The organism is Haloferax sp. DFSO52 (assembly GCF_048158745.1).
Lineage (GTDB): Archaea > Halobacteriota > Halobacteria > Halobacteriales > Haloferacaceae > Haloferax.
On the sequence record NZ_JBLOPB010000001.1, the window covers coordinates 666449 to 688254 of the forward strand.

The 21806-nt window shown below is 56.1% G+C and carries 19 protein-coding genes; 11 read left to right on the forward strand and 8 right to left on the reverse strand.

The window, feature by feature from the left end:
* Window positions 1–166: 166 nt before the first annotated feature.
* The 5 genes from ACK3SC_RS03500 (at window position 167) to ACK3SC_RS03520 (ending at window position 4049) form a co-directional block, all read left to right on the forward strand.
* Window positions 167–1090: a hypothetical protein gene (locus tag ACK3SC_RS03500; RefSeq protein WP_416838728.1), complete on the forward strand. Its 924-nt coding sequence runs from the start codon at window positions 167–169 to the stop codon at window positions 1088–1090.
* 324 nt (window positions 1091–1414) lie between these two features.
* Complete coding sequence (locus ACK3SC_RS03505; RefSeq protein WP_416838729.1) at window positions 1415–1597, forward strand: hypothetical protein; 183 nt, start codon at window positions 1415–1417, stop codon at window positions 1595–1597.
* Window positions 1598–1941: 344 nt separating this feature from the next.
* Complete coding sequence (locus ACK3SC_RS03510; RefSeq protein WP_416838730.1) at window positions 1942–2358, forward strand: hypothetical protein; 417 nt, start codon at window positions 1942–1944, stop codon at window positions 2356–2358.
* 65 nt (window positions 2359–2423) lie between these two features.
* Complete coding sequence (locus ACK3SC_RS03515) at window positions 2424–3233, forward strand: aldo/keto reductase (protein ID WP_416838731.1); 810 nt, start codon at window positions 2424–2426, stop codon at window positions 3231–3233.
* A 375-nt stretch (window positions 3234–3608) separates the two neighbouring features.
* Window positions 3609–4049, forward strand: a complete 441-nt coding sequence (locus tag ACK3SC_RS03520; RefSeq protein ID WP_416838732.1) for a hypothetical protein — start codon at window positions 3609–3611, stop codon at window positions 4047–4049.
* Between the two features lie 6 nt (window positions 4050–4055).
* Here the strand turns inward: ACK3SC_RS03520 and ACK3SC_RS03525 are convergent, their stop codons facing one another.
* A complete protein-coding gene (locus tag ACK3SC_RS03525; protein WP_416838733.1) occupies window positions 4056–4367 on the reverse strand; it encodes a hypothetical protein in 312 nt (103 codons plus the stop codon).
* Window positions 4368–5340: 973 nt separating this feature from the next.
* Here ACK3SC_RS03525 and thsA point away from each other — a divergent pair.
* From thsA to ACK3SC_RS03545, 4 genes are all read left to right on the forward strand, one after another.
* On the forward strand, window positions 5341–7545 hold the full coding sequence (thsA, locus tag ACK3SC_RS03530; protein ID WP_416839933.1) for a thermosome subunit alpha: 2205 nt from the start codon (window positions 5341–5343) through the stop codon (window positions 7543–7545).
* Between the two features lie 695 nt (window positions 7546–8240).
* Window positions 8241–9089 carry a DNA-binding protein gene (locus ACK3SC_RS03535; RefSeq protein ID WP_416838734.1) on the forward strand — a complete coding sequence of 283 codons (849 nt, stop codon included), beginning with the start codon at window positions 8241–8243 and terminating at the stop codon, window positions 9087–9089.
* A 230-nt stretch (window positions 9090–9319) separates the two neighbouring features.
* On the forward strand, window positions 9320–10708 hold the full coding sequence (locus ACK3SC_RS03540) for an ATP-binding protein (RefSeq protein ID WP_416838735.1): 1389 nt from the start codon (window positions 9320–9322) through the stop codon (window positions 10706–10708).
* A gap of 83 nt (window positions 10709–10791) precedes the next feature.
* Complete coding sequence (locus tag ACK3SC_RS03545; RefSeq protein ID WP_416838736.1) at window positions 10792–11802, forward strand: Cdc6/Cdc18 family protein; 1011 nt, start codon at window positions 10792–10794, stop codon at window positions 11800–11802.
* 167 nt (window positions 11803–11969) lie between these two features.
* Here ACK3SC_RS03545 and ACK3SC_RS03550 read toward each other — a convergent pair whose 3' ends face one another.
* The 7 genes from ACK3SC_RS03550 to ACK3SC_RS03580 all read right to left on the reverse strand — a co-directional run bounded on the left by ACK3SC_RS03550 (window position 11970) and on the right by ACK3SC_RS03580 (window position 20566).
* Window positions 11970–12398, reverse strand: coding sequence for a hypothetical protein (locus ACK3SC_RS03550; RefSeq protein ID WP_416838737.1), 429 nt, complete (start codon window positions 12396–12398; stop codon window positions 11970–11972).
* A gap of 239 nt (window positions 12399–12637) precedes the next feature.
* The gene (locus tag ACK3SC_RS03555; protein ID WP_416838738.1) at window positions 12638–14128 is read right to left on the reverse strand and encodes a carboxylesterase/lipase family protein; all 1491 of its coding nucleotides are present in this window, start codon (window positions 14126–14128) and stop codon (window positions 12638–12640) included.
* Between the two features lie 418 nt (window positions 14129–14546).
* Window positions 14547–15206: a trimeric intracellular cation channel family protein gene (locus tag ACK3SC_RS03560; RefSeq protein WP_416838739.1), complete on the reverse strand. Its 660-nt coding sequence runs from the start codon at window positions 15204–15206 to the stop codon at window positions 14547–14549.
* Window positions 15207–15222: 16 nt separating this feature from the next.
* The gene (locus tag ACK3SC_RS03565; RefSeq protein ID WP_416838740.1) at window positions 15223–16395 is read right to left on the reverse strand and encodes a C45 family autoproteolytic acyltransferase/hydolase; all 1173 of its coding nucleotides are present in this window, start codon (window positions 16393–16395) and stop codon (window positions 15223–15225) included.
* Window positions 16396–16397: 2 nt separating this feature from the next.
* Entirely contained in the window at window positions 16398–17675 is a 1278-nt protein-coding gene (locus ACK3SC_RS03570) for a serine hydrolase domain-containing protein (RefSeq protein ID WP_416838741.1), read from the reverse strand.
* A 23-nt stretch (window positions 17676–17698) separates the two neighbouring features.
* On the reverse strand, window positions 17699–18913 hold the full coding sequence (locus tag ACK3SC_RS03575) for a C45 family autoproteolytic acyltransferase/hydolase (RefSeq protein ID WP_416838742.1): 1215 nt from the start codon (window positions 18911–18913) through the stop codon (window positions 17699–17701).
* 675 nt (window positions 18914–19588) lie between these two features.
* A complete protein-coding gene (locus ACK3SC_RS03580) occupies window positions 19589–20566 on the reverse strand; it encodes an NAD-dependent epimerase/dehydratase family protein (protein WP_416838743.1) in 978 nt (325 codons plus the stop codon).
* A gap of 190 nt (window positions 20567–20756) precedes the next feature.
* On the opposite strand from ACK3SC_RS03580, the gene ACK3SC_RS03585 reads away from it, so the two are divergent.
* Complete coding sequence (locus ACK3SC_RS03585) at window positions 20757–21524, forward strand: hypothetical protein (protein ID WP_416838744.1); 768 nt, start codon at window positions 20757–20759, stop codon at window positions 21522–21524.
* Window positions 21511–21804: a hypothetical protein gene (locus tag ACK3SC_RS03590; protein ID WP_416838745.1), complete on the forward strand. Its 294-nt coding sequence runs from the start codon at window positions 21511–21513 to the stop codon at window positions 21802–21804. Before ACK3SC_RS03585 ends, ACK3SC_RS03590 begins: the two co-directional genes overlap by 14 nt.
* The last annotated feature ends 2 nt before the right edge of the window (window positions 21805–21806 follow it).

A 21806-nucleotide genomic window follows, 5' to 3' on the forward strand; every position in this document is an offset into this window, starting at 1 on the left:
TGACCGTCACCGAGTCGAACGCATCTTATTGTGGACGACATTGTGCGCTAATTAGTACACTGGTGTGTGAATGTCCATATATCGGGACAATATGACTCGATAATTCACGTACTATTGCACATTAGAAGTACATGTTTATCGTGTGTTGAAGCGTTATATAATTGTCATGCCTGTTGCATCGTACGCACCGATATTCCACGAACAAGGAGATGGGATTGGAAAAGTAGTCGAGCCAATGGCCTATTACAATGGTCATCATTGGCCCTCCGGGTTTGAAAATTGGGGCGATGTGCAATTTATGGACACCAATCCATTTGGATTCGCAGCAAGTTGGACTGGGGACGAGACCCCGGAAGAATACGGCTACCAAGGCTCGTTGGGGTTGCTCCCGACTCCCCTGCCAGATGGTGCGAAACCAAATTCGCTCACTATTGTTGGACACTCCGGAGGCAGCGTCGTGTTCGAACTGTTCAGTCAATCGCACATGTATCTCCCCCCGAACTGGAATTATCCCGATGAAGTCGGCGGAGAGGTCACGTCACTCGCACGACTGCATGCTGGATGGGCCAATTTCCACAGCACCGAGGCACGAACGTTTGAGAGAAGTGGCCCTCATTTCATCAGAACCGTTCCGATACGGAATGTCAATGGCGGTGTGATCGATAATTATTCGAACTGGTATGGATTGTATGCGAATGCAATCGACGATCAGTGCTACATCACGGGCGTGAAAATCATCTACGACGAAGATGATTCAGAACCGCTTCGCCCCGTCTTGGAGAGAGAGGTCGAAATTGACCGGATCCCCGACGACTTCAAGAAGTCTATTGAGTTAGACCGTGAGACGATTCTTGATGTTGATGCAGTTGGATACACCTTCATCGGTGTTGCGCAAGATGGGGAGCTCATCGAACTCGAACAATCAGTAAATGGCCCGAGTACGTTTGTTCTCCCACCAGGAGCGTACGAAGTCTGGACTGATGGACACAGTACTGAGATTACCGAGTGGCCATATCGCCCAAACCGGGGGTACCAGCCGTCCCCCAGAAATACGGACTCAATGGGGGACGATCCCAACTCTGCAGTCTGATGACTACGCTCCTCTCTCGTAAGATTCTGCATTGACTCTCTGCAACTCGCACGGCAGCTCGGTTCTTCGGTTTGATTTGACCAGTGCAGTCTTCTTCGAAGGCCCCCACAGCCTCGCGGCCTGCGCAGGCGTGTGCCTTGGGCTCGGCTCGCGACGCTGCGGCCCCCTCCACTCCCACCCTGTGTATGTTTGGACGTCGTCGAGCGTGTTCGAGACCGTGTACGAATGTCTGTTCTATTGCGCGCCTGCAGGGGTGCAGGCGCGTGTACTGGCCTGCGTTGATTCACAATGAATGCTGACTCAGACTCCGAGACTGCACAGAAGATGGAATTCGAACTTTACGCCTGGCTTCGACTGTACGCTGACAAGGGTATCGACCCCGAGCAGTTGATTCGGATGCTCATGAAGACGGCTGTCGTCGTCGACGAGTTGAATGCGGTACCACGGACGCCACCAGGACGGGATGCTGGGGTGTACAAACAGGCGGTTGAACTGCCGGAGTTGTAGCGAGGGTGGTGAACGTCCAAAAGGACTTAGGTACGTACGTACCTACATACTCCTACTATGGGGACGATAAAATTCGATGTGCCAGATGAGATGGAAGACAGGTTCAGAGAGTGGGCAATGAAGCGGTTTGGCCATAAGCGAGGGTCGCTCGGGAAAGCAGGACAAGAGGCACTGTCTGTGTGGGTTGCAGAACAGGATATCGAACTCGATCTCAAGCCAGCACACAGTCCACTCACAACCAAGCGTGGCTCACTCAGCCACGTTGAATTGTCGAGTACCGAGCTCAAGCATTCAGTCGGTGAGACCCTGCTTGACCAGCACAGAGGCGACCGAGACGAGAATAAATGATAGTCGACCAAGGAATCTTTCTCGAATATTACCTCGACGACGAGTATGCAGATGCCTGTGAGCAGATCCTTTCAGACCTCGAAGACGGCTCGATAGACGGCCATCTCACTGATTTTCATCTCCATGGCATCTGTGCGATTTTCAATACGTATTTCACTGACCGTGCGCCGGATGAAATCCAAGACCTCGTCTACTCAGTCGCTGCAGCAAAAGGACTCTCACTGTACCGGCTCTCCTTAGGCGATAAAATCGAAATCTGTGACCTCCAACGGACAACCGATCTTGATTTTGATGACGCAACGCTCGTTCACGTCGCGTCTGTCCTCGAAGAAGAGACGATTGTTTCTCTGGATCGGCACCTCAAACACGACGGGGAGTTTGACTACGAGCGACTCCATCCGCGTGAGTATTGAGGAACTCTCTCGAATACCGGCCTACTGCTAGCATCTTCTTGATTCTGCCCCTCTAAGTGTAACCCATGGAATACGTCACCGCCAGCGGTGTGGACGTGCCGGCTCTTGGCTTCGGGACGTGGCCGATGAAGGGAGCGACCTGTCGGACCGCCGTCGAACACGCACTCGACGCTGGGTATCGACATCTCGATACGGCGCAGATGTACAACAACGAGGACGCTGTCGGACAGGCAATAGCCGACTCCGCAGTGCCAAGAGAGGACGTGTTTCTCGTCACGAAAATCTTCCGGCAGAATCTGTCCCACGATAAGGTCCTGAGCTCGGTTGAACAGAGTGTACAGCGGTTGGGAACCGAAATCGATCTGCTGTTGATTCACTCGCCCAGTCGGAGCGTGCCCATCGAAGCGTCGATCAGCGCGATGAACGACCTCCAGGAGCGTGGACTCGTCGAGCATATCGGTGTCAGTAACTTCTCCGTCGAGCAGATGCGACAGGCGATTGCAGCCTCCGAGACTCCGATCCTGACGAACCAGGTGGAGTACCACCCGTTCAAGAGTCAACCCGAGCTACTCGAATTCTGTATCGAGAACAAAATCATTCTAACCGCATACAGTCCACTGGCCCAGGGGAGGGTCATCGGTAACGCGGTCCTCGAAGAGATCGGAACGCAGTACGGAAAGACAGACGCTCAGGTTGCACTCCGTTGGTTGATTCAGCAAGAGATGGTCGCAGCGATTCCCAAAGCTTCGAGTCAGACCCATATCGAGGAGAACTTCGATGTCTTCGATTTCGAACTCAGCGACACGGAGATGGAACGTATCTTCGACCTGCAGGGCGGACTCTTCTCTCGCCTTCGGTCACTTCTCGGACTCTGAGTGGTTCATGGGTACGATGTCTCGGTAACACTGTTCGCTCTCGTATCGGCACGCCCCGCTCGCCGCCCTGTGCCCTCCGTGCTCACTCCTCGCTCCGCTCTGCTCCACTCGTCGTTCGCGACGAGCTGCTCCTTGCAGTCGCGCTCGCATCGCTCGCTACGGGCCAAGGTCACGTGGGCAACTCACTGCGTTCGCGCCTGTGACTCATCTCACTCCATTCGGTGAGTGGTGCTGGTTGTGTCCCCATCGCAGAGCCCACGCCTTCCGCGCCCTGCGGGACGTCGTGTACTCGAAACCAAACATAGTGTCTCTCAAAAGAAAGTACCACAAACGATTAGACCGTGCGCGCTCTATAATGCGTGATACGAGTTGACGATGAATCCGATTCCCGAGGACCGATTTCTGCAAAACAGTTCTTACTATCGGAAGCTCCTCACTTTGTCTGAAGTAGCCAATATGAAGCCAGAGACAATTGTAAACTGGATGGGTGAACCAGTATCAAAGTCTCCGTCGCAGGTCGAGACAGATATCAGGCAACTCAAACAGACGATTGACGAAGGCCGATTACCAGAAGGATGTGCAGATGATTTCAATGAAATCATCGGTATGCGTAATCAACTTGAGAACAACCCCAATGCCATTGCTTCAGCGAACTTCGACTGGGACGAACTCCCCAGCAAAACACAACAGCTGGTGAACCATCAAGTTGAATCCAGTCTCGGCGTCGATCAAGAGTTAGAGTATCCGACGGACGAAGCTACAGAGTGGTTCTACCGACGATTGTACAGCGCACGTTTCGAACGGGATCGCCGATAACTCTTCTCAGTTGCCGTTTTCAGCTTCTTTGAGTGCAGCAATTCGCGCTCTTCGTCGGCCTTTCTCGCCTGATGGCTCGATACGCCAATCGTTCTCGCATCGGGTTTTGAAGTCACCGTTTGACCGATAGATGTGGAATGTCGCCACCTCTACACAGTCCATCCACTGGCCCGGTTCGATATCCTCGAAATCATTGTTAATCATTTCTGCTTCTTTGATAATCCGCTCATGTACTCGTTGTGTCGCATAGCGCGATAGGCTGAGACGGCTGTAATCGTCCCGTTGAGATCCACTCATGAGCTTCATTCCTGAGACCATTATTGAGTTCACACTCAACATGTGGGCAATGTATTAAAAATCCAGTGACGAGTAGACAAACCTACGCTAGTGCGATTTGGCGACCGTCCGGTGACCAGCCCAAACAGCGAGCGAGAGTACCAAATAGAGGCCCACAATAAACCATTCGCTGACATAGTTTGTCGAGATTATGAGCATCACCCATACAACTATGAGTGGGAGTACTATGGTAATGATTTGACCCCGTGGCAATGGAGGCAGGCGTTCTCGCCGGATGAGACCAAATATAACGACTGCCATGCCGGGAGCTAGAAGCACGACCAGAGAGGCGGTCGATAAGAGGCCCTTTAGAGCTAGTACCGAGACACCCAACAGGAGGAGTGTAACGCCTGTAGTGGTGTATACATTCCAAATAGCAGGCCCAATCCCCCCCGACACCGAATTGGAGTGTCGAATTTTTCGTTTGATCCACTCGTCAAGACGAGTAACCCATTTGAACGTATCTGTCAAAATGACGAACGCGCCAAGGAATAGATTCCCCACTACCAACAGAACGAATGAAGCCCCAAGTGCGTATCCCGACAGTTTGGCATGCGACGAGACTACGTCTAATTCCAGACCAAGTAACCAGAGCGTGCTCATCCCAGCGATAACGAATGATCCAGAGAGGACAATCCCACTAAAGAAGAATATCCACGCTTCAGGGACTGCTCTGTACTCAAGATTGTGGTATTTATCGAACACAAACACTAACACGACGACGTAGATCGACGTGACTGTGGCGCTTATTGGTAAAAGACTATCAACAAGTTGGCTATTCACAGACACACCACAACGATCAGTAGATAGTTTTCTTCGCCTAAGATTTAAATTGATTGGCATACGTCGGTAGTACGATTATGACTGATTCGTACTGGTACCGGATGCAATTCCAACCAGCTCTTTTCTCTCGGTGTCTCTGACGATGTCACAACGATCTCTACAGAACCAACCGATGATCATCCTGGGGGAAGATTCACAGCGCGTCAAGGACCGCGACGCGCAGACGTACAACATTCGAGCCGCACGTGCAGTCGCAGAAGCAGTACGCTCCACACTCGGACCCAAAGGAATGGACAAGATGCTCGTCGACTCCTCAGGTGACGTCATCATCACGAATGATGGCGTTACCATCCTCAGGGAGATGGATATCGACAACCCAACAGCCAACATGGTCGTCGAAATCGCGGAAACACAGGAGACCGAGGTCGGAGACGGTACGACGACGGCCGTCATCATTGCAGGAGAACTCCTTGACCAAGCCGAAGACCTCATCGAGTCCGACATCCACCCGACGACGATCGTACAGGGCTACCGGCTGGCCGCCGAGAAAGCTAAAGGGATTCTCAAGGAAATTGCACTCAAGCTCACCGAGAACGACCGAGAAACGCTCCTAGAGATTGCCACCACGGCAATGACGGGCAAGGGCGCAGAGTCCGCAAAGGACCTCCTTGCCGGACTCGTCGTCGACGCTGTCCTTGCAATACAGGACGACGAGGGCATCGACACCGACAACATTTCCGTCGAGAAGGTCGTCGGCGGTTCGATCAACAACTCCGAACTCGTCGAAGGCGTCATCGTCGACAAGACGCGCGTGGACGAGAACATGCCGTACGCCGTCGAAGACGCCAACGTCGCGCTGTTAGCCGACGCGTTGGAGGTTCAAGAAACGAAAATCGACGCTGAAGTCAATGTCACGGACCCCGACCAGTTTCAGCAGTTCCTCGACCAGGAAGAAAAGCAGCTGAAAGAGATGGTCGACAAGCTCGTCGAAGTCGGCGCCGATGTCGTCTTCGTCGGTGACGGCATCAACGACATGGCCCAGCACTACCTCGCAAAGGAGGGCATTCTCGCGGTTCATCATGTCACGTCCGCCGACCTCAAACATCTCGCCCGCGCCACGGGTGGCCGCGTCGTCTCCAACCTTGACGACATCGAGGAAGACGACCTCGGCTTCGCCGGCTCTGTTGCCGAGAAGGACGTCGGTGGCGACGAGCGCATCTTCGTCGAGGGCGTCGAAGACGCCAAGTCTGTCACCCTTATCCTCCGCGGGAGTACTCAACATGTCGTCGACGAACTCGAGCGTGCAATCGAGGACGCTCTCGGCGTCGTCCGTACGACACTTGAGGACGGTGAGGTGCTACCTGGGGGCGGCGCTGCAGAGATTGAACTCTCCATCCGCCTGCGCGAGTTCGCGAACTCTGTCGGTGGCCGCGAGCAACTCGCCATCGAAGCGTTCGCCGACGCGCTCGACGTCATCCCACGAACCCTTGCCAAGAATGCCGGTCTCGACCCTATCGACACCATCGTCGACCTCCGCACTCACCACACAGGAGTGAAAGCAGAGAGGAAAGACGCAAGTCCAACAGTCTCTCCTACAGAAATTATGCAGGACGTCGAGTACTTCGAGTCGATATTCGTGCTGGGTGAAATCGCCGGCTTGCCGCCCTCTGAGATCCAGTCTCACGTTGATGCTGCGGCGGCGAAATCACCAGCCCAAATCCAAGAAGAGCTCGGCAGCATCGATTACTATCTGACGAACGGAGAGCTCAACCCGGAGACAGAACAGTTGTTCCGTGAAATTGTCGATGTAAAGATGCATTTGGTGGAGTATTGTTCGACAATAACTGACTCACCAGATTCAATCGAACAACTCGATGAGACACTCTCTGAAGATGAATTCGAATCAGGAGTAGCGGAGTATGTCAAAAAGGCATCATCTATCGACAGGGAGTTGGGATACGATGTCGACCAAGTTACTAAATGGTTCTATCGGAGAAAACAGGAATGCTATCTACAGCAACGATATCAAGTGGAAATCGATCAAGAACAGCTCCCAGGCTTTGATCCGAGTCAACCGAACCGAGACTATCACGAAATGTTCGGTCGAAAACTATCTCTCACGACCGAATCACAATCGAAATTTTATGCAGGCATTGATGCACATTCAGCAGGTGTTGGCGACATGGTCGCGAAGGGTATCATCGAACCCTTGCGATTAAAAACGCAGGCAATCGACTCGGCGACGGAAGCGGCTGTGATGATTCTTCGTATTGATGACGTAATCTCCGCTGGTGACCTCTCTGTTAGTCAGACCGGTGACGATGGTGACGAGATAGGAGGTATGGGTGGAATGGGCGGTATGGGTGGCGCAATGTAGACGAGACTCACGCACACTGAACGATATTGTCGGATTCCTCTACGGCTGAAGCCGTGGGCTTCCTCCTTGCATGTGATGTTGTGGAGACTCTGTAGATGCCACCTAGTCGTCATACAGAAGCAAGCAACCACGTGGACGAATGTACTAGCAATGATGCAGTTCGTATCATAGCGAAGACATCGGATGCAAAGGCAACAATACCGTTTCATACGGCCCAGCGATCAGTTTCAAGACGGTGGCTTACCGCTAGCGTGAGTAGTGTGTCCCCTTTGGGATCCCTGGTTTACTATCCGTTGGACTCTGTTGACGGCACGCCCCGCTCGCCGCCCTGTGCCCTCCATGCTCACTCCTCGCTCCGCTCTGCTCCACTCGTCGTTCGCGACGAGCTGCTCCTTGCAGTCGCGCTCGCATCGCTCGTACCCTCCCGGTACGCCAGCATTATGCGCGTTTTCGGTTGCGCCCCTGCGGGCCGGACACGAGAAACGGCATAAAGCTGGCCGCTCGCTACGGGCAGTTCGGTCGCGCGGTGCTGGTTGTGTCCCCGTCGTCGAGCGCACGCCTTCCGCGCCCTGCGGGCGCTCGTGAAGGCGCGAAAGGCGTGCGCAGAATGAGTTGGTCGAGGTCAGTGAGAGAGCTGCGGCTGGAGAGTCGTGGTGTCGGAAAAAGACGCTGAGTAGGCGCCTTCGGAGTCTACAATGAGTACTAAGAAGCAAATCGGTAATGAAGTTTGGGACGTTGAACAGCCGGCAGTCGTCGACGATGTGGTCGATGAGACGCCAGCGCTGCGACCCACGGTTGAACTCGAAATTCAAGCAAAGGTTGACCTGAACAATCCGGAAGCCCAAGGACGGGGCCTGACCCTCGCAGAAGAAGAGCGGATGGAAGCACGAGAGTGGGAAATCGAGCAAACGCGTGAGCGGTGGGACCGGAGACAGACGTCGAGCCGTGAGGCGCGGACGGCGACTGCGGCGGAACAGATGAGCGTCGAAGCAACGCGGGAGTTCAAGAAGCGTGCCGGGTGTGTGAATCGGTGGGCAGATCCCGAAGAGGCAGACCCGCGTGAGCAACTGACGGTGGCACAACTGGGCGAGGTGAACCGGGAGGCGGCCCGGTTACAGACGAAACTCGATGGGTGGTCGCGATCGGCGATTAGTCGGCGGTTGGCCGAGCAGGTCGCAGATGGGAAATCGATGATGAGCGCAGTGGTGAGCGTGTTCGAAGAGTTGCAGCGGGCGCCAGGACGGGTGATTCCGATTGCGGCGGTCAGTGAGGTGAGTCGTCGAGAGGTGTCCATCTCTGGAAGAGTGACGCAGTTGTGGGAGTCGTCGAATCAGGCGATTCAACAGGTGGGACTCATCGAGGATGAAACTGGACGAACTAAGTTTACCATTTGGGCTAAAAGTCGCAAGACGATGGTCAGAGAAGGCGAACGAGTGACGATGCGGAACGTCGCGAAGAGTTGGTACGACGGGCGTGTCTCGGTGGCTGTGACGGTGTGGTCTGAGATGTCGTTCCCAGAGCGCGAGGCGTGGTGGGCTGAATAGGCGTCGGACTCAGTGTTTTCTTTTTACGATTCCTCCAGCCCTGGCCCCACCTCCCCACCCACCGCTCCGTGCTCGCTCCTGCGGAGCTGTGCGCGCAGCCACAACCTCTCTCACCCAGGGGTTCTATGAGGAAGACAGATTAATAAAATCACGATTAGTAAAATCACGATTAGTAAAATCACAATTTAGATATTCGGAACTCCTATCTGCCACGCTATCCAAGACAGCCCATGGAACAGCCGAGGTTCGTCGACCGTGACGAGGAAACCGAACTGTTGACGTCACGGTTCGACCGCGACACGGCAGAGTTACTCGTCGTGTACGGTCGACGTCGACTTGGAAAGAGTGCACTCGTTCGAGAATCCATCCGTGATCGAGACGACGCAGTGTACTGGCAGGCGACGGAGGAAACGCCGGAAGTGCAACTTTCGAGTTTCGTCGAAACAGCCCGCGAAGAATTCCCAGTCGTTGCAGATATCAAGCGAGATTGGGAGACACTGCTGAAAACGCTCGGTCAACAAAACGCAGTTGTCGTCATCGACGAGTTCCCATACCTGATTGAGTCGGACGATGCCCTCCCGTCGAAGATTCAGCGTGTGTGGGATCTCCACCTCGAAGAGACGGAGATGTCTCTGGTTCTCGTTGGGTCGTCGATTAGCGTCATGGAAGAGAAAGTCCTCAGTGGTGGGAGTCCCCTATACGGTCGTCGTACGGGCACGATTGACCTCCCTCCGCTGGAATTAACCGACGCACAAGAACTCTACCCAGACACAGACCCAGAGACCGTCATCGAGACGTGGAGTGTGTTTGGTGGCACGCCGTACTACCTCCGTGCACTCACACCATCGGCATCTCTCGTCGATAACATTCAGACACACGTCCTCTCCGAACACGGTGTCCTCCACAACGAGCCGGAGTTCTTACTCCGGACAGAGTTCGGGATTCGAGAGCCACAGACCTACTACACAGTCCTCCGCGCGATTGCGACGGGGAAGCGCGAGGCGAACGAGATAGCAAACTTCGCTGGTATCGACTCAAACGCACTGGGTTCGTACCTCGCGAAGCTCCGTCGACTTCGTCTGGTTACGCGAGATATCCCTGTGACGGCAAACCCCAACGCGACTCGAAAGAGCCGGTATCGACTGAACGAACCGCTGTTTCGGTTCTGGTTCCGCTACGTGTACGGTCAAGAAAGCAAGCTTGCCCAACTCGGCGACAATGCCTTCGAAGAGCTAATCGAGCCATCGTTCTCGGACTACATGGGTCCGATGTTCGAAATCGTCTGCCAGAATGCACTCCCATCGTTGGTTCCCAAGACCTACCACGGGGTTGGATATTGGTGGTACAAACACCACGAACTGGACGTCGTCGGTCTCGCGAGTGACGGCACACTCGTTGCTGGCGAGTGCAAGTACACGACGCGACAGATGAACGAAGGTGATCTTGCAGACCTAGAGCGGAGCGCTGCGCAGGTCGATTGGACGCCACCGGAGGGTGGCGAACCGACGTACCAGTACTGCTGTTTCGCTCGTTCAGGGTTCTCTGAGGGGCTGCAAGAGGTTGCCGAAGAGCGCGCTGACGTCTCTTTGTTCACGCCTGACGATATCGTGAACGGCTGAGCCTGGTCGTCAAATTTCTGCGGTCAATGACTACTTCCAGCCCACGCCGGACGATTATACCGTCTCACACCAACCACCCCACAATGATTCGGGACGCCGAGGTGCTCGATGAAGGGTTCGTCCCAAATGACCTCCAACACCGAGACGCCGAACTCACCCATTTAGAATCCACTCTCCGCCCATTCGCAGACGGTGCACCGGGCCAATCAATCATCATCACCGGGCCAACAGGCGCAGGAAAAACAGTCACGTCGAAGTACGTCACTGGACAACTCACTGACGCAGTCCCAAATATCCAGACCGTCCACCTGAATTGCTGGCGGAGCCACACACAGTTTCGAGCATTCTACAGCATCCTCGACGAACTCGGTCTTGCAACCGATATCCACCGCGGGTCGACACCACACGACGAACTCATCTCTCGACTCGAAGCCTACGACGGTGACCCGGTAGTCGTCATCCTCGACGAAGCCGACCAACTCGACTCGACGGATATCTTCTACGACCTCCACTCGCTCCCGAAATTCGCCCAACTCATCGTCGCCAATGAACGTGACCAACTGTTCGGCCGACTCAACTCACGCCTCCAGAGTCGGCTCCAGAGTAGCGAACACGTCCCGATGTCGCGATACACACCGGAAGAACTCGTTTCGATTCTGGAAGTCCGGGTTCGATGGGGATTCGAAGAAGAGACAGTCTCACCGGACGTCATCGAACGAATCGCAGATGCCGCAGCAGGTGACGCACGTGTCGCTCTCGGGATGCTCCGACGGGCCGCCAACTACGCGATTCGCGAGGGCCACGACGAGATTACGTTTGACGTGCTTGAAGCGGCCATGCCAGACGCACGCGAGCAGATTCGACAGCGGAACGTTGACGCGCTCAATGACCACCAACGAACGGTCTTTGATATCATCAGGGCGTATGGACCGCTCAGCCCACAGGATATCTACGAGCATTATGAGGCGAAGATGTCCGATCCAAACCAACTGCGGACGGTGAAGTCGTATCTATCCAAACTGACCGAGTACCGGCTCATCGAGGCAGAGGGGTCGACGAGAGACCGGACGTATCGAGCGGTGCAGTCGCAATAATCAGGCGCGACACCGCTGAGAGGTAAAAATGGCTCTTCTTCGAGGGCTCTGTCGAAAACCCATAATTTCTGACAAATTGTTGGGGTCGTGCTGAATAGAGGGCGCGAGTCGGTCACAAAGTTGAACCCGATTCTCCACTCCCTGAGACCTCACTACCGAAGCATAATCTACGAATCATCTGGGTTATATGGGATTGAACCAACCCGACCCACATCCAGAATAAAAATAATGATGCCGAAATGCTCAGAACCCTTCTTGAGAAATGTGCGGTCAATTTTATCGAAATCCGTCTCCCCCACCGTTTCCCACTCCGCTGAGATGTGTTTCCAGAGTTTTTCAATCGCTGTCCCTTCCCCATTGAAATCGTGGCACCGGTTGATGCTCCCCTTACGAATTGCGTCGTCAACCGTGTTTTGTACGGCGGAACTCAGGTTACTGTAGTCGATAGTAATCGACGTTTCAGGTTCAGGATTTGGAAGAGACTCCAGCGTTAGCTTATCGTAATTGCCATCAATCCGGCATTTCACTGCGCTACAGCCGGCAAGACTAATCAGAACTGCTGGAACGACACTTTGGATGAGCGTTCTTCGCTTCATCCAGATGATTCTAACTCCACTATCATTTCGTCTGATACCGTCTCATGAGTATCTTTTGACTACAGGGCCGATAACGAAACGCGCATTGACACCACCGCCGCTGTGCTGAACTCACCCTCTGCGTCGGTCACGACGTTCCTGACACAATCCGAGTAGTTCGAATAGCTCGTGCTGCATAGAGGGCGCGTATCTCGTGGCATCGATGCGACGGACCTGGGAGACACTGCACCTTTCACGAGCTACCGAACGTCCTCCCAGATAGCTCGCTCGCCTGACAGGGGGTCGTCAACGACGGTCGTCGTCGTATCGAAGCGCATCGTTGCTCTGCGGCCGGGGTCATACGGTGGCCAGTCGCAGTCCCCGCTCGTCGCAAAGTCGACCCACGCCTCGTGCATCGTATCCGCGAGCGTGTGCGGTGGGGTGGTTCCCCAGAGCGCCTCGGTTTGGTTGTCGAGTGTGTCGAAGACGAACGGTATCTCGAGGGCGTGGCACGCGCCGAGTCGCCCGTCGAACTGGGGGGACTTCCAGGCGAACTCGTACATGTAGGTGTCGGCCGAGTTCTTCGCGTGAGCGTCGGCCAGGCGGACGGCGGGAATGCGCCAGAACCAGTCGGTCTGGATAGCAGCAAGCAGGTCACCGGAACTGCCGCCGGGATGGAGATTACGATAGGCCTCGATGGTCTCTTCGACTGGCAGTCCGTACCCGGCCACGGTGCCGGCCAACGCCTCCTCGGTGACCTGGTCGATGACACCGCCAGTCACCAAGAACAGCCGATGCTCGTCGATGTTCGTGCCGACCAAAAGGTCGACGTCCACGCTGTCGCCGGATTCGATTCGTTCTAGCGGGTGCGCAGGGAGGAGGTCTCCATCGATTACCGGCTGCCAAGGCATGAAAGTGCTAACCACTTCCCCACCCCAGCGCTCCGGGTCGGGGTTCGATTGGAGGTCGGCTCTCAACTCGTTCTGGGCATCTATCACACGCTCGACGGGTACGTCGGCGATCGCCTCCCGGCTCGCTTCGACGCCGAGTTTCTCGGCGAGGAGTTGGCCGATTCGCTGACCGGTTTCGGGCGACAACACGTGGTGGGCTGCGCCACTCTGGGCGATGGCGTGTTGGAACAGCCCCTCCGCTCGTGGGACGGCGAGTAGCGTCCCGACGCTCATCGCGCCGGCCGACTCGCCAAAGATGGTCACGTTACCTGGGTCGCCACCGAAGGCGGCGATGTTCTCTCGTACCCATTCGAGTGCCGCGATCTGATCGAGCAGGCCAAGGTTCGCGATATCGTCACCGAGATAGAGGAAGCCATCGGCCCCAACCCGGTAACTGATCGTCACACAGACCACGCCGTCGCGGGCGAACCGACTACCGTCGTACCAGGGTGAGGCGCCCGTTCCGTGGAATTCGTACACGCCTCCTGGAATCCAGACCATCACCGGCAGACCGGTGGAGTCCGGGTCGGGTGTCCATATGTTGAGCGTGAGACAATCCTCACCAGGGCCGGTGAGCTCGGGAAGGACGAGTTCTACCTCCGGCGGATACTCCGGTTGAGGTGACTTCGGGCCGTAGGTGAGCGCGTCCCGAACGCCGCTCCACGGCTCGACGGGCTGAGGAGGCTGAAGTCGATTGTCACCGTACGGTGACGCTGCAAAAGGAACGCCCTTGAACGCATGGACGCCATCGGCCTCGCTGCCGCGAACCGCGCCCGATTGGGTATTGACTGTGACACGCATAGACGGGAATCACCCAACCTAAGAGTATCACACCTGCACGCTTAGCACTTTACTCGGGGGGCATCGCTGACTGCTCGACGGGGAGGCGAACCGACTGGCGGTGATGGATACGCCCTCTGTATGTGTCACGCCATTACTGACAGCGTTCGGTGAGGTTTCTGTGGTCGTGCTGAATACAGAGCGCGTATCTTTCAGACTGGCCCAGCCTATACTGTGTTCGTCAGAAAACATATTATCGGGGGTTAAGCAGAGCGCCAACACCAGTAACGGCGGTCGCTTTGGGTCATCTTGGATGAGCGTCGCGCTCACCATCATCGCAGTCGCGGCGATTCGGAAATCTACAGATGAGCAAGGCGAGTGCCTTGGGGCTTGACCCCGAGGCAGTTCACCAGCGGACTGTTTGCGTCGGAAGCCACGACTACCCTCCCTCGTCATCGTCTTGAACCTTGAATCGAGGAACACTCCAATTGCGCCGAATCGCGAGTAACCGGATACCGAAGATGACGGCGACCGGGACCCAGAGTGCGGTCAGTTGTGAGAAGCCAGCCTGCGAGAGGGCCACGTGTAGGAGTCCACCGATGAACGCGGCGGTGGCGTAAATCTCCCCACTGTTGAGTAGATACGGTATCTTGTTGGCCAGAACGTCACGGATGATGCCGCCGGCGATTCCGGTGACGACACCAATCACGACTGCAGATAACCAGTCTGCGCCCACCGAAAGGGCCGTCGACGTCCCGGACACGACGAACAATGCCATGCCGGCGGCGTCGAAGATGGTCACGAGTCTGTGTCGTTCGATGACCTTGATAGCACCAACATTGGTGAGTGGGATGGTTGCTAACGCCACGACAGCGGCGAAGAGAACGAACACCGGGTTACCAACCCAGACGACCGGATTAATCCCGAGCAAGAGGTCACGGATGGTTCCCCCGCCGACAGCGACGAGTACACCGAGGACCACGACACCACCAAGGTCCATATGCTTGCGACCAGCGAGCAACGCTCCTGAGATTGCGAACGCAGCGGTCCCTACAAACTCGAGAATCAGCTGAATAGTCGTAAAGTCAACAGCGGGCATGAGGTGGGCCGTACAGCTATGCGTGGCCCTCGTTGAACAGCACACTCAGATCGACGTGACGCCACTCAGTCCGCAGCGGAATCTTCACCCAGATGTCGAGGCCGTTCAGGTCGGTCACAATCTGGTGAGTCGTGAGGTCGGCATCTTGCTTGGTGGGTTTGGTCGCCCCCCCGTGTTCTCTGAACGTCCCGTCTTCGTTGAACAGCGGGGTGTCGAAGATTTCCATCATCTTCTCGGAGTCGATTTCGCCGTGCGAGTCCTGTGCTCGTTCTGTGAGGTTCTTGTACCGCGTCAGGGAGTTACTCACAGTGTCGCGCTTGTGGAGTCCCCAGTCTGGATTCATGAACGTGTTGACCGTGACGAACGTCGAATCGTCCGGGTCCCGGCGGCGGTGTTCGTAGAGCGTCGTCTCGTACGAGAAGCACTCGCCGCTCTTGTCAGCAATCAACCAGATGATGGGAGCGTCCGTCAGAGTGCCGTTGAAGCGATAACTCATCGCCTCAGCAGTCGAGCAATCCGCCACGAAATCCATCATCTCGAGGAGGAACGACGGTCGGTCGATGGCCACGACTGCGCCACCCATCGAGGTTCCGTCGTGAACGTCGGCGTAGACACCTTTGTCGTTGATTAGGGTCGAAGCGCAAATCCATCCGGCATAGCTCAGATTCGCGAACGAGTTGGAGCCATCGGTGGGGTTGTACACTGTCAAGACCACCGGGATGTCGAGGAAATGCTCGTTCCAGTCCAAATTCCGCCCGAGATACGTCCCTGCGTCCGGGGTCGCGTCGTGCCGAGCGCACATCGACGAACACCCTGCAAAGGAGTGTAGTTTGCCCTGATAGATGTTCATGATGTTCCCCTGGTCGAGGAGAACGACCTTGTCCACGGGCCACTCCAGGCCGTCGGCAACGCCCCGGTAGAGCGCCTTCATGCGCTCGGATGCGGCTTCGTAGACTCGTTTCCCGAAGAGTTCGCGGGCTTCGTCTTCCGTCGTCCACCCTTTATCGAGATTGGACTGGATTACGACGTTCCAGAGGGGGTCTACCTTGTCTTTCATCAACTCACCGTACTGCTGGCCCATCTCGTACCAGCTTCCCGAAAGCTGGAGGACGTAAATTTGTTCGTCACCGGTATCGTAGAGTTTCCCCGCTCCAGATTCCTGGAGCAGATTGAGTTCGTCTGAAGTCATGATTATTCACTCCGTAGCTGCTGAACGATTGCTCGTGCCAGTGCGGCGGTGATGGGTTCGTCGTCCTGCGACCCCGTGGAGAACCACGCCACTACGGCGTCCGTCGACGGCGAGACGTAGAGTCCCTGTGCACCGACCCCTGACTTGTAGAAGTCGCCATCGGGGAAGACGACGTCCCACTGGTAGCGATTGGTGAGCCCTGTGACGTCCGGAAAGCCTTCTTGGAACTGTTGTCCTATCGCACCCTCCAGATATATCTCGGGTCGGCCGCCGGTCTGGATTTTCTCGATGACGCTCTGTGGGATGATACGCTCACGAGAGATATTCCCCCAGCTCGGTGTGAAGAGCGTTCCCCAGCGTCCCAGGTCCCGAAGCCCGGAGCTCGTGAACCCCCATGACATATTCAGCCCGTTCCTGGTCAGGCCGATGTAGCCATCGTTCTCCATCCCAGCCTTGCGCCAGACCCGGTCGCCGAAGACCTCGGCGACGGATTTTCCGGTGACGTTGTTGACGATCCGTTCGAGCACGAACGTGTTTATCGAGTTGTACTCGAAGGCGGTGTAGGCCGGCTTGTCACGCTTCATGCTCCGGAGCACGTCGTACGGAGACTGGTTCGTCCCCTGCTCGTCGTAGAACAGACCAATGCTGACGGCCCACTTGTACCAGCCGCGTTCGGGATTGGTCCTGGCGTCTGGGACCTCGTGTTCGGTCGAGTCGAGGCCGGTCGCCATGTCCATTGTCTCCTCGACCGTTACATCGTCCCAGGCGGAGTCCTTGAGTTCTGGAACGTAGTCGGACACCGACTTCTTGACATCGACCTCCCCGTCGTGCTCCAACAGGGCCACCATCATACCGGCGATGGTCTTGCCGCAGGAGAACCAGTTGTGCTTGTCGAAGGGACGCATCGTCTTGTATTTCTCGAACACGATGTCACCCCCGTGAATCACGAGCAGCGCATCCATGACGCCCGAGTCGAACTGTTCGCCGACAGTCTCCTGGGTTCCGTCGACGCTGAAGACGATATTGCCGATGTCCGGGTCGATTCGTTCGGGGAGTTCGCTGATAGGACCGGCACGCAAAATTTGCTCGGTCTCCTTGAACTCGGACATGTGCTGCCACGCGTAGAAGGTCCTGTCGTTGGCGAACTGGAGTTCGGGAGCGTGTGTCGGGTCGTCGAAGTACGAGTGAATCTCTTGGATCGTTTTGCGGTCAGTCTCGGACGTTTTTCGCTCAGGTCGGGTCTGTTCTCGGGTTGTATCGGCCGGTGATTTTGAAGCCATTGGTGTTCGATTGAATCGATTTTTTAGTTGTCTCTGAAGTATTCGTTCAGGTCGATCTCCATCCAGCTACTCACCGTCGGGATACGCCACCATACCTTCAGGTCGGCCGGCTTCGTCACGACCTGCCACACGGTTACCTCGTCAGTACCGGGGATGGAAGATTGGTTGAACGCGGAGCCGTCGGACATCTCGCCGTCGACGAACAAGTCTCGGCTGAGATACGCTCGGAGCGCGGCGTCGTCGTTCGTCGATGGGTCCTCGTTCAGGAAGTCGATGAAGTGTTGTCGCCGCGACGGGGAGTACGACGCAGCGGGGTCAGGCAGCGGCTTGATACCCCAGGCAGGGTCGAGCGCCTGGTTTGCGCGCGCCGTCAGTCCCTCCTGTTGCGGCGTGGTCCGAATGCCACGTTCGTGAGAAACCTCGTAGTAGCGAGCACCCTCGGGGGTCGCAGTGAGGACGTTGAATGCGTTGCTGGCGTGGAGTAATGGTATCGTCTTGTCGAGTTCGTCGTGCGTGCTGTAGTCCAACGCGAGGTTACAGATGTCGTTGAGGAGAGACCCGGAATCGGAGTACATGTACATACCCAACGAGGCCGCCGCGTTGTTCATCTGCATATAAAGCCCGCCGCTGTTTATCACGTCCACGAACGCCGAACCCATGCCAATCGTTGCGGGGGCTGCGATGCTGTAGTCGGAACCGGCGGGATTCATGACGATAAATACACCCAGTTCGGACAATCGATCGCGCCAGGCGACCCCGAAATCGTGATTTCGCCCGGTGTACGTGGCTCCATCTCGGCTCATCTCACCCCACACGGCTGCGCTGGTGCACAAACCACCAGTTCCGCTCGCCCGCATAATACCCTCAACACTGACCATCTCGTCGATGGTGGCCAGTTCCATGAGGTCTATATCGGTCGTCTCGGCGAGCCCTGCAAGCAATTCTTTGTGGCGTCGGGGCTTTGCCAAGTAGTACGGCTCTCCGACTGTGGTCTTGAGTACGTCGTAGGTGAGTTCCCCCGGCGCGAGGTACTCCTCAACCAAGCTTTCACGTACCTGCTTGATTTCGTCTCCCAACAACAGGCCGTACTGTCGACCCATCTCTCGGTAGTCGCCATTCAAAACGAGGAGGTAGGCGTTCTCCATCCGATAGAGTTCGCCACCCTCGGCTTCTTCAACTAACTCAGCCTTTGTCGAGACCGTATCCCATTCTTCGTTCCACTGTGAATTTTCAACCATTGTTACCCCAGGAAATACGGCCAGCGACGCTCTCTCGAACGGACACCGACGGTCATTCCCGGTCTTATCAGAGGGCCAACGAGATGTTTGTTATAGTTAGTCGACAAACAGACGTTCGTACCATATACCCAGTTAATAATAGGTTATGCCAACATTCACAGGTGAAAGTTCAATTTGACCATCCATTGTTCCACGTCACCTACAAATAGAAGTCGACGTACGCCGGCCCACCGAAACCAATTATCACCGACAAGAAGGTCCGAAGTAGCATGATATTAAACCGGCTGAAGCGGGACGTAACGGAGCTGCTTGTCCCCCACCCGGAAGAGACTGAGGGGGTCGTCAGACTCTTTTGTTGTACCTCACCTCTCTCCCATATTCTGCACAGCCGACACCCTACCGAAGTACGTCACCAATCGTTGCCACTGGGCTACACGTGAGGCAGCCACGGACGCTGAGCAGACAGCAGGTGCACATCAATCGGCGGTTGCAGACATACTCACATCGTGTCGGTCATCGAAACGGGCAGAAGGCCACCGGTACGGATCCAAACTCTGGCTGAACTCACGTATGACCGACTCACCCTCTCTATTCAGCACGCCACTTCTGTCATACGCTGAGTGTTACAGCTAAACTTCTTCGAGAAGTATCTCAGGTTTTCAACCCGAGTCTATGCTATCTCACCAACTGCGACTGCTCGTAGGCGACCGTCTCTTCGAGTCCCTCTCTGAGCGGTCGATGTTCGAGTCCGAGTTCATCTTTGGCTTTGCTGTTGTCTCCGATGTAGGTCGCACCGGCCAACACGCGGAGACTCTCTGCGCGGTAGTCCTTCGGAAGCGTGACGACACGTTCGAGGAGTCCGGCCACTGGGGCGAGGGCAGCGAAGAGTGAAGGTGAGACCGCTCGGGGAGGCTTCCGACCAGCACTGTCTGCAATGATATCGAAGATGTCGATGAGTGATATCGGCTCACCACAAATGATGTATTCCTCACCCGGTGTTCCATGCTCCATCGCCAGAATGTGTGCACGGGCGATGTCCTCGACGTGGCCAGGAGCGTAGGCAACCTCACGAGGGAGCATCAGCAAGTCGCCGCGGAGATAGTCCCGAAGCGCGTCTCCGAAGACGCTCGTATCTCCCGGGCCGTAGACGACACCTGGAAGTACCGTCACGAGGGGGAGCCCATCATCAACCATCGGCTCGGCTACCTTGTAATGGGCTTCCCACTTCGTGCGGTCGTACGCCGTCAAGTGCGGTCCAAGGTAGTGGTACCCCTCGTCCACAACCTGTCCATGAGTGTCAGAATTCACTGCTAGCGTACTCGTATACACACCCTTCGGTATCTCCAACTCGGCCATCACCTCCAGCACGTTGCGCGTCCCGTCGACGTTGATTCGGTCTCCGAGCGAGGGGTCGGTCACCCCGACATCGTACCACCCTGCGATGTGGAAGACTCCGTCGACCCCTTCCATCGGCTCTCGAAGCGTCTCTTTCTTCGTGATGTCACCTTCGACGACTGTCGCCCCGGCAGATTCTAACTCGGTTGCCTTGGAGGGGGTCCGGGCAAGTGCGACGACGTCGTGCCCGTCGTCCAGTAACTGCTGGGCGACGTGCCCACCGACGAATCCTGTTGCCCCGGTGACGAAATACTTCATTCATAGCTATACTGCGTCCACTGTGAAAATTGGTGTCGTCTGAGTTGTCTCTCGGTTCTTTCGTGCAGTTCGCAAATTGCACGAAATCGACCCCAGCGCAGTCTATCGATTAACAGTCACATTTGCATGATTCGTGAACTCGTGTACCGACCCGATTTCGCTTATCCGAACTCCCAGCGAATGGATAGGTATGCAACCCCACCAGTTTCATCAGCGCCGCACAGACGCGGCGACTGATACTGCACGTGCAGACCCAAACGAAAGCCCTCCAGAACTCCCCTCACTCGATGGTGTCTCACAGCGTCTCGTCGTCGAGGACGAACGCCGTCCAACCAGAATCCTGCAAGCACTCGTCTTGGACCACGCACTCACGACGAGCGGCGAGGTTGTCTGGGTTGATGCCGCAAACCATGCAAACGCAGCCTCACTGACGCGGCTCTCACCGAGTCGTCGTATCCTCAGGCGAATCCACGTCGCACGGGCGTTTACCCCGTATCAGCACTTCGAATTGGCGACGACACTTCGCGAGAATATAGCCAGTCTCGGTATCGAACCTTCACTCATCGTGTGTCCAGTACTTGACGCTCTCTACGATACTGATGAAGTGTCAGACAAAGTGGGGCCGACGCTCCTTGCACGTTCGGTGGCTACGGTCAAACAGGTTGCCCGAGAGTACGATGCAAGCGTGCTCGTCACGCACCTGGGTGACCCCCAATCGAGTGAGTACGCGGATCTCGTCGCCTCGGCTATCCCAACGACACTCCACTGTGAACAAACGCGATTCGGGCCTCGATTCACGGGCGAGGAGTTCGAGACACTCGTCTACCCGGACGCAACGGGAATGCAGACGACGCTCGCGTTCTGGCGACAGGTGCTCGCGCATCGAGCGACGATGGCGGGCGTCGCCGTCGAGCCAGCGACACCGATGCAGGGGGTGATGGCGAATGGGCCGCAGTAGTCCGACCTATCGTGACCTCCTCCGACAAATCGAACACGAATGGGACGATTTCGAGCGTGCGCTTCGGCGTCGCGACAAAGGCCCATACAGCCGTCTGTGGGGGAACGCAACGCGCTATGCAGATGCTGCAGGCCACCAGAACCCGAGCGAGCCGATGGACGCGGTGTTTCTGTCGATGCTCTTGGCCCACCAACGAGCACTCGAGCAGTTGAAAGCCGAGATTCCGGTCGACGTCGATGCTGCGGTGAGCGAGGACCCGTCCAACGACCGCCTCGATTGACG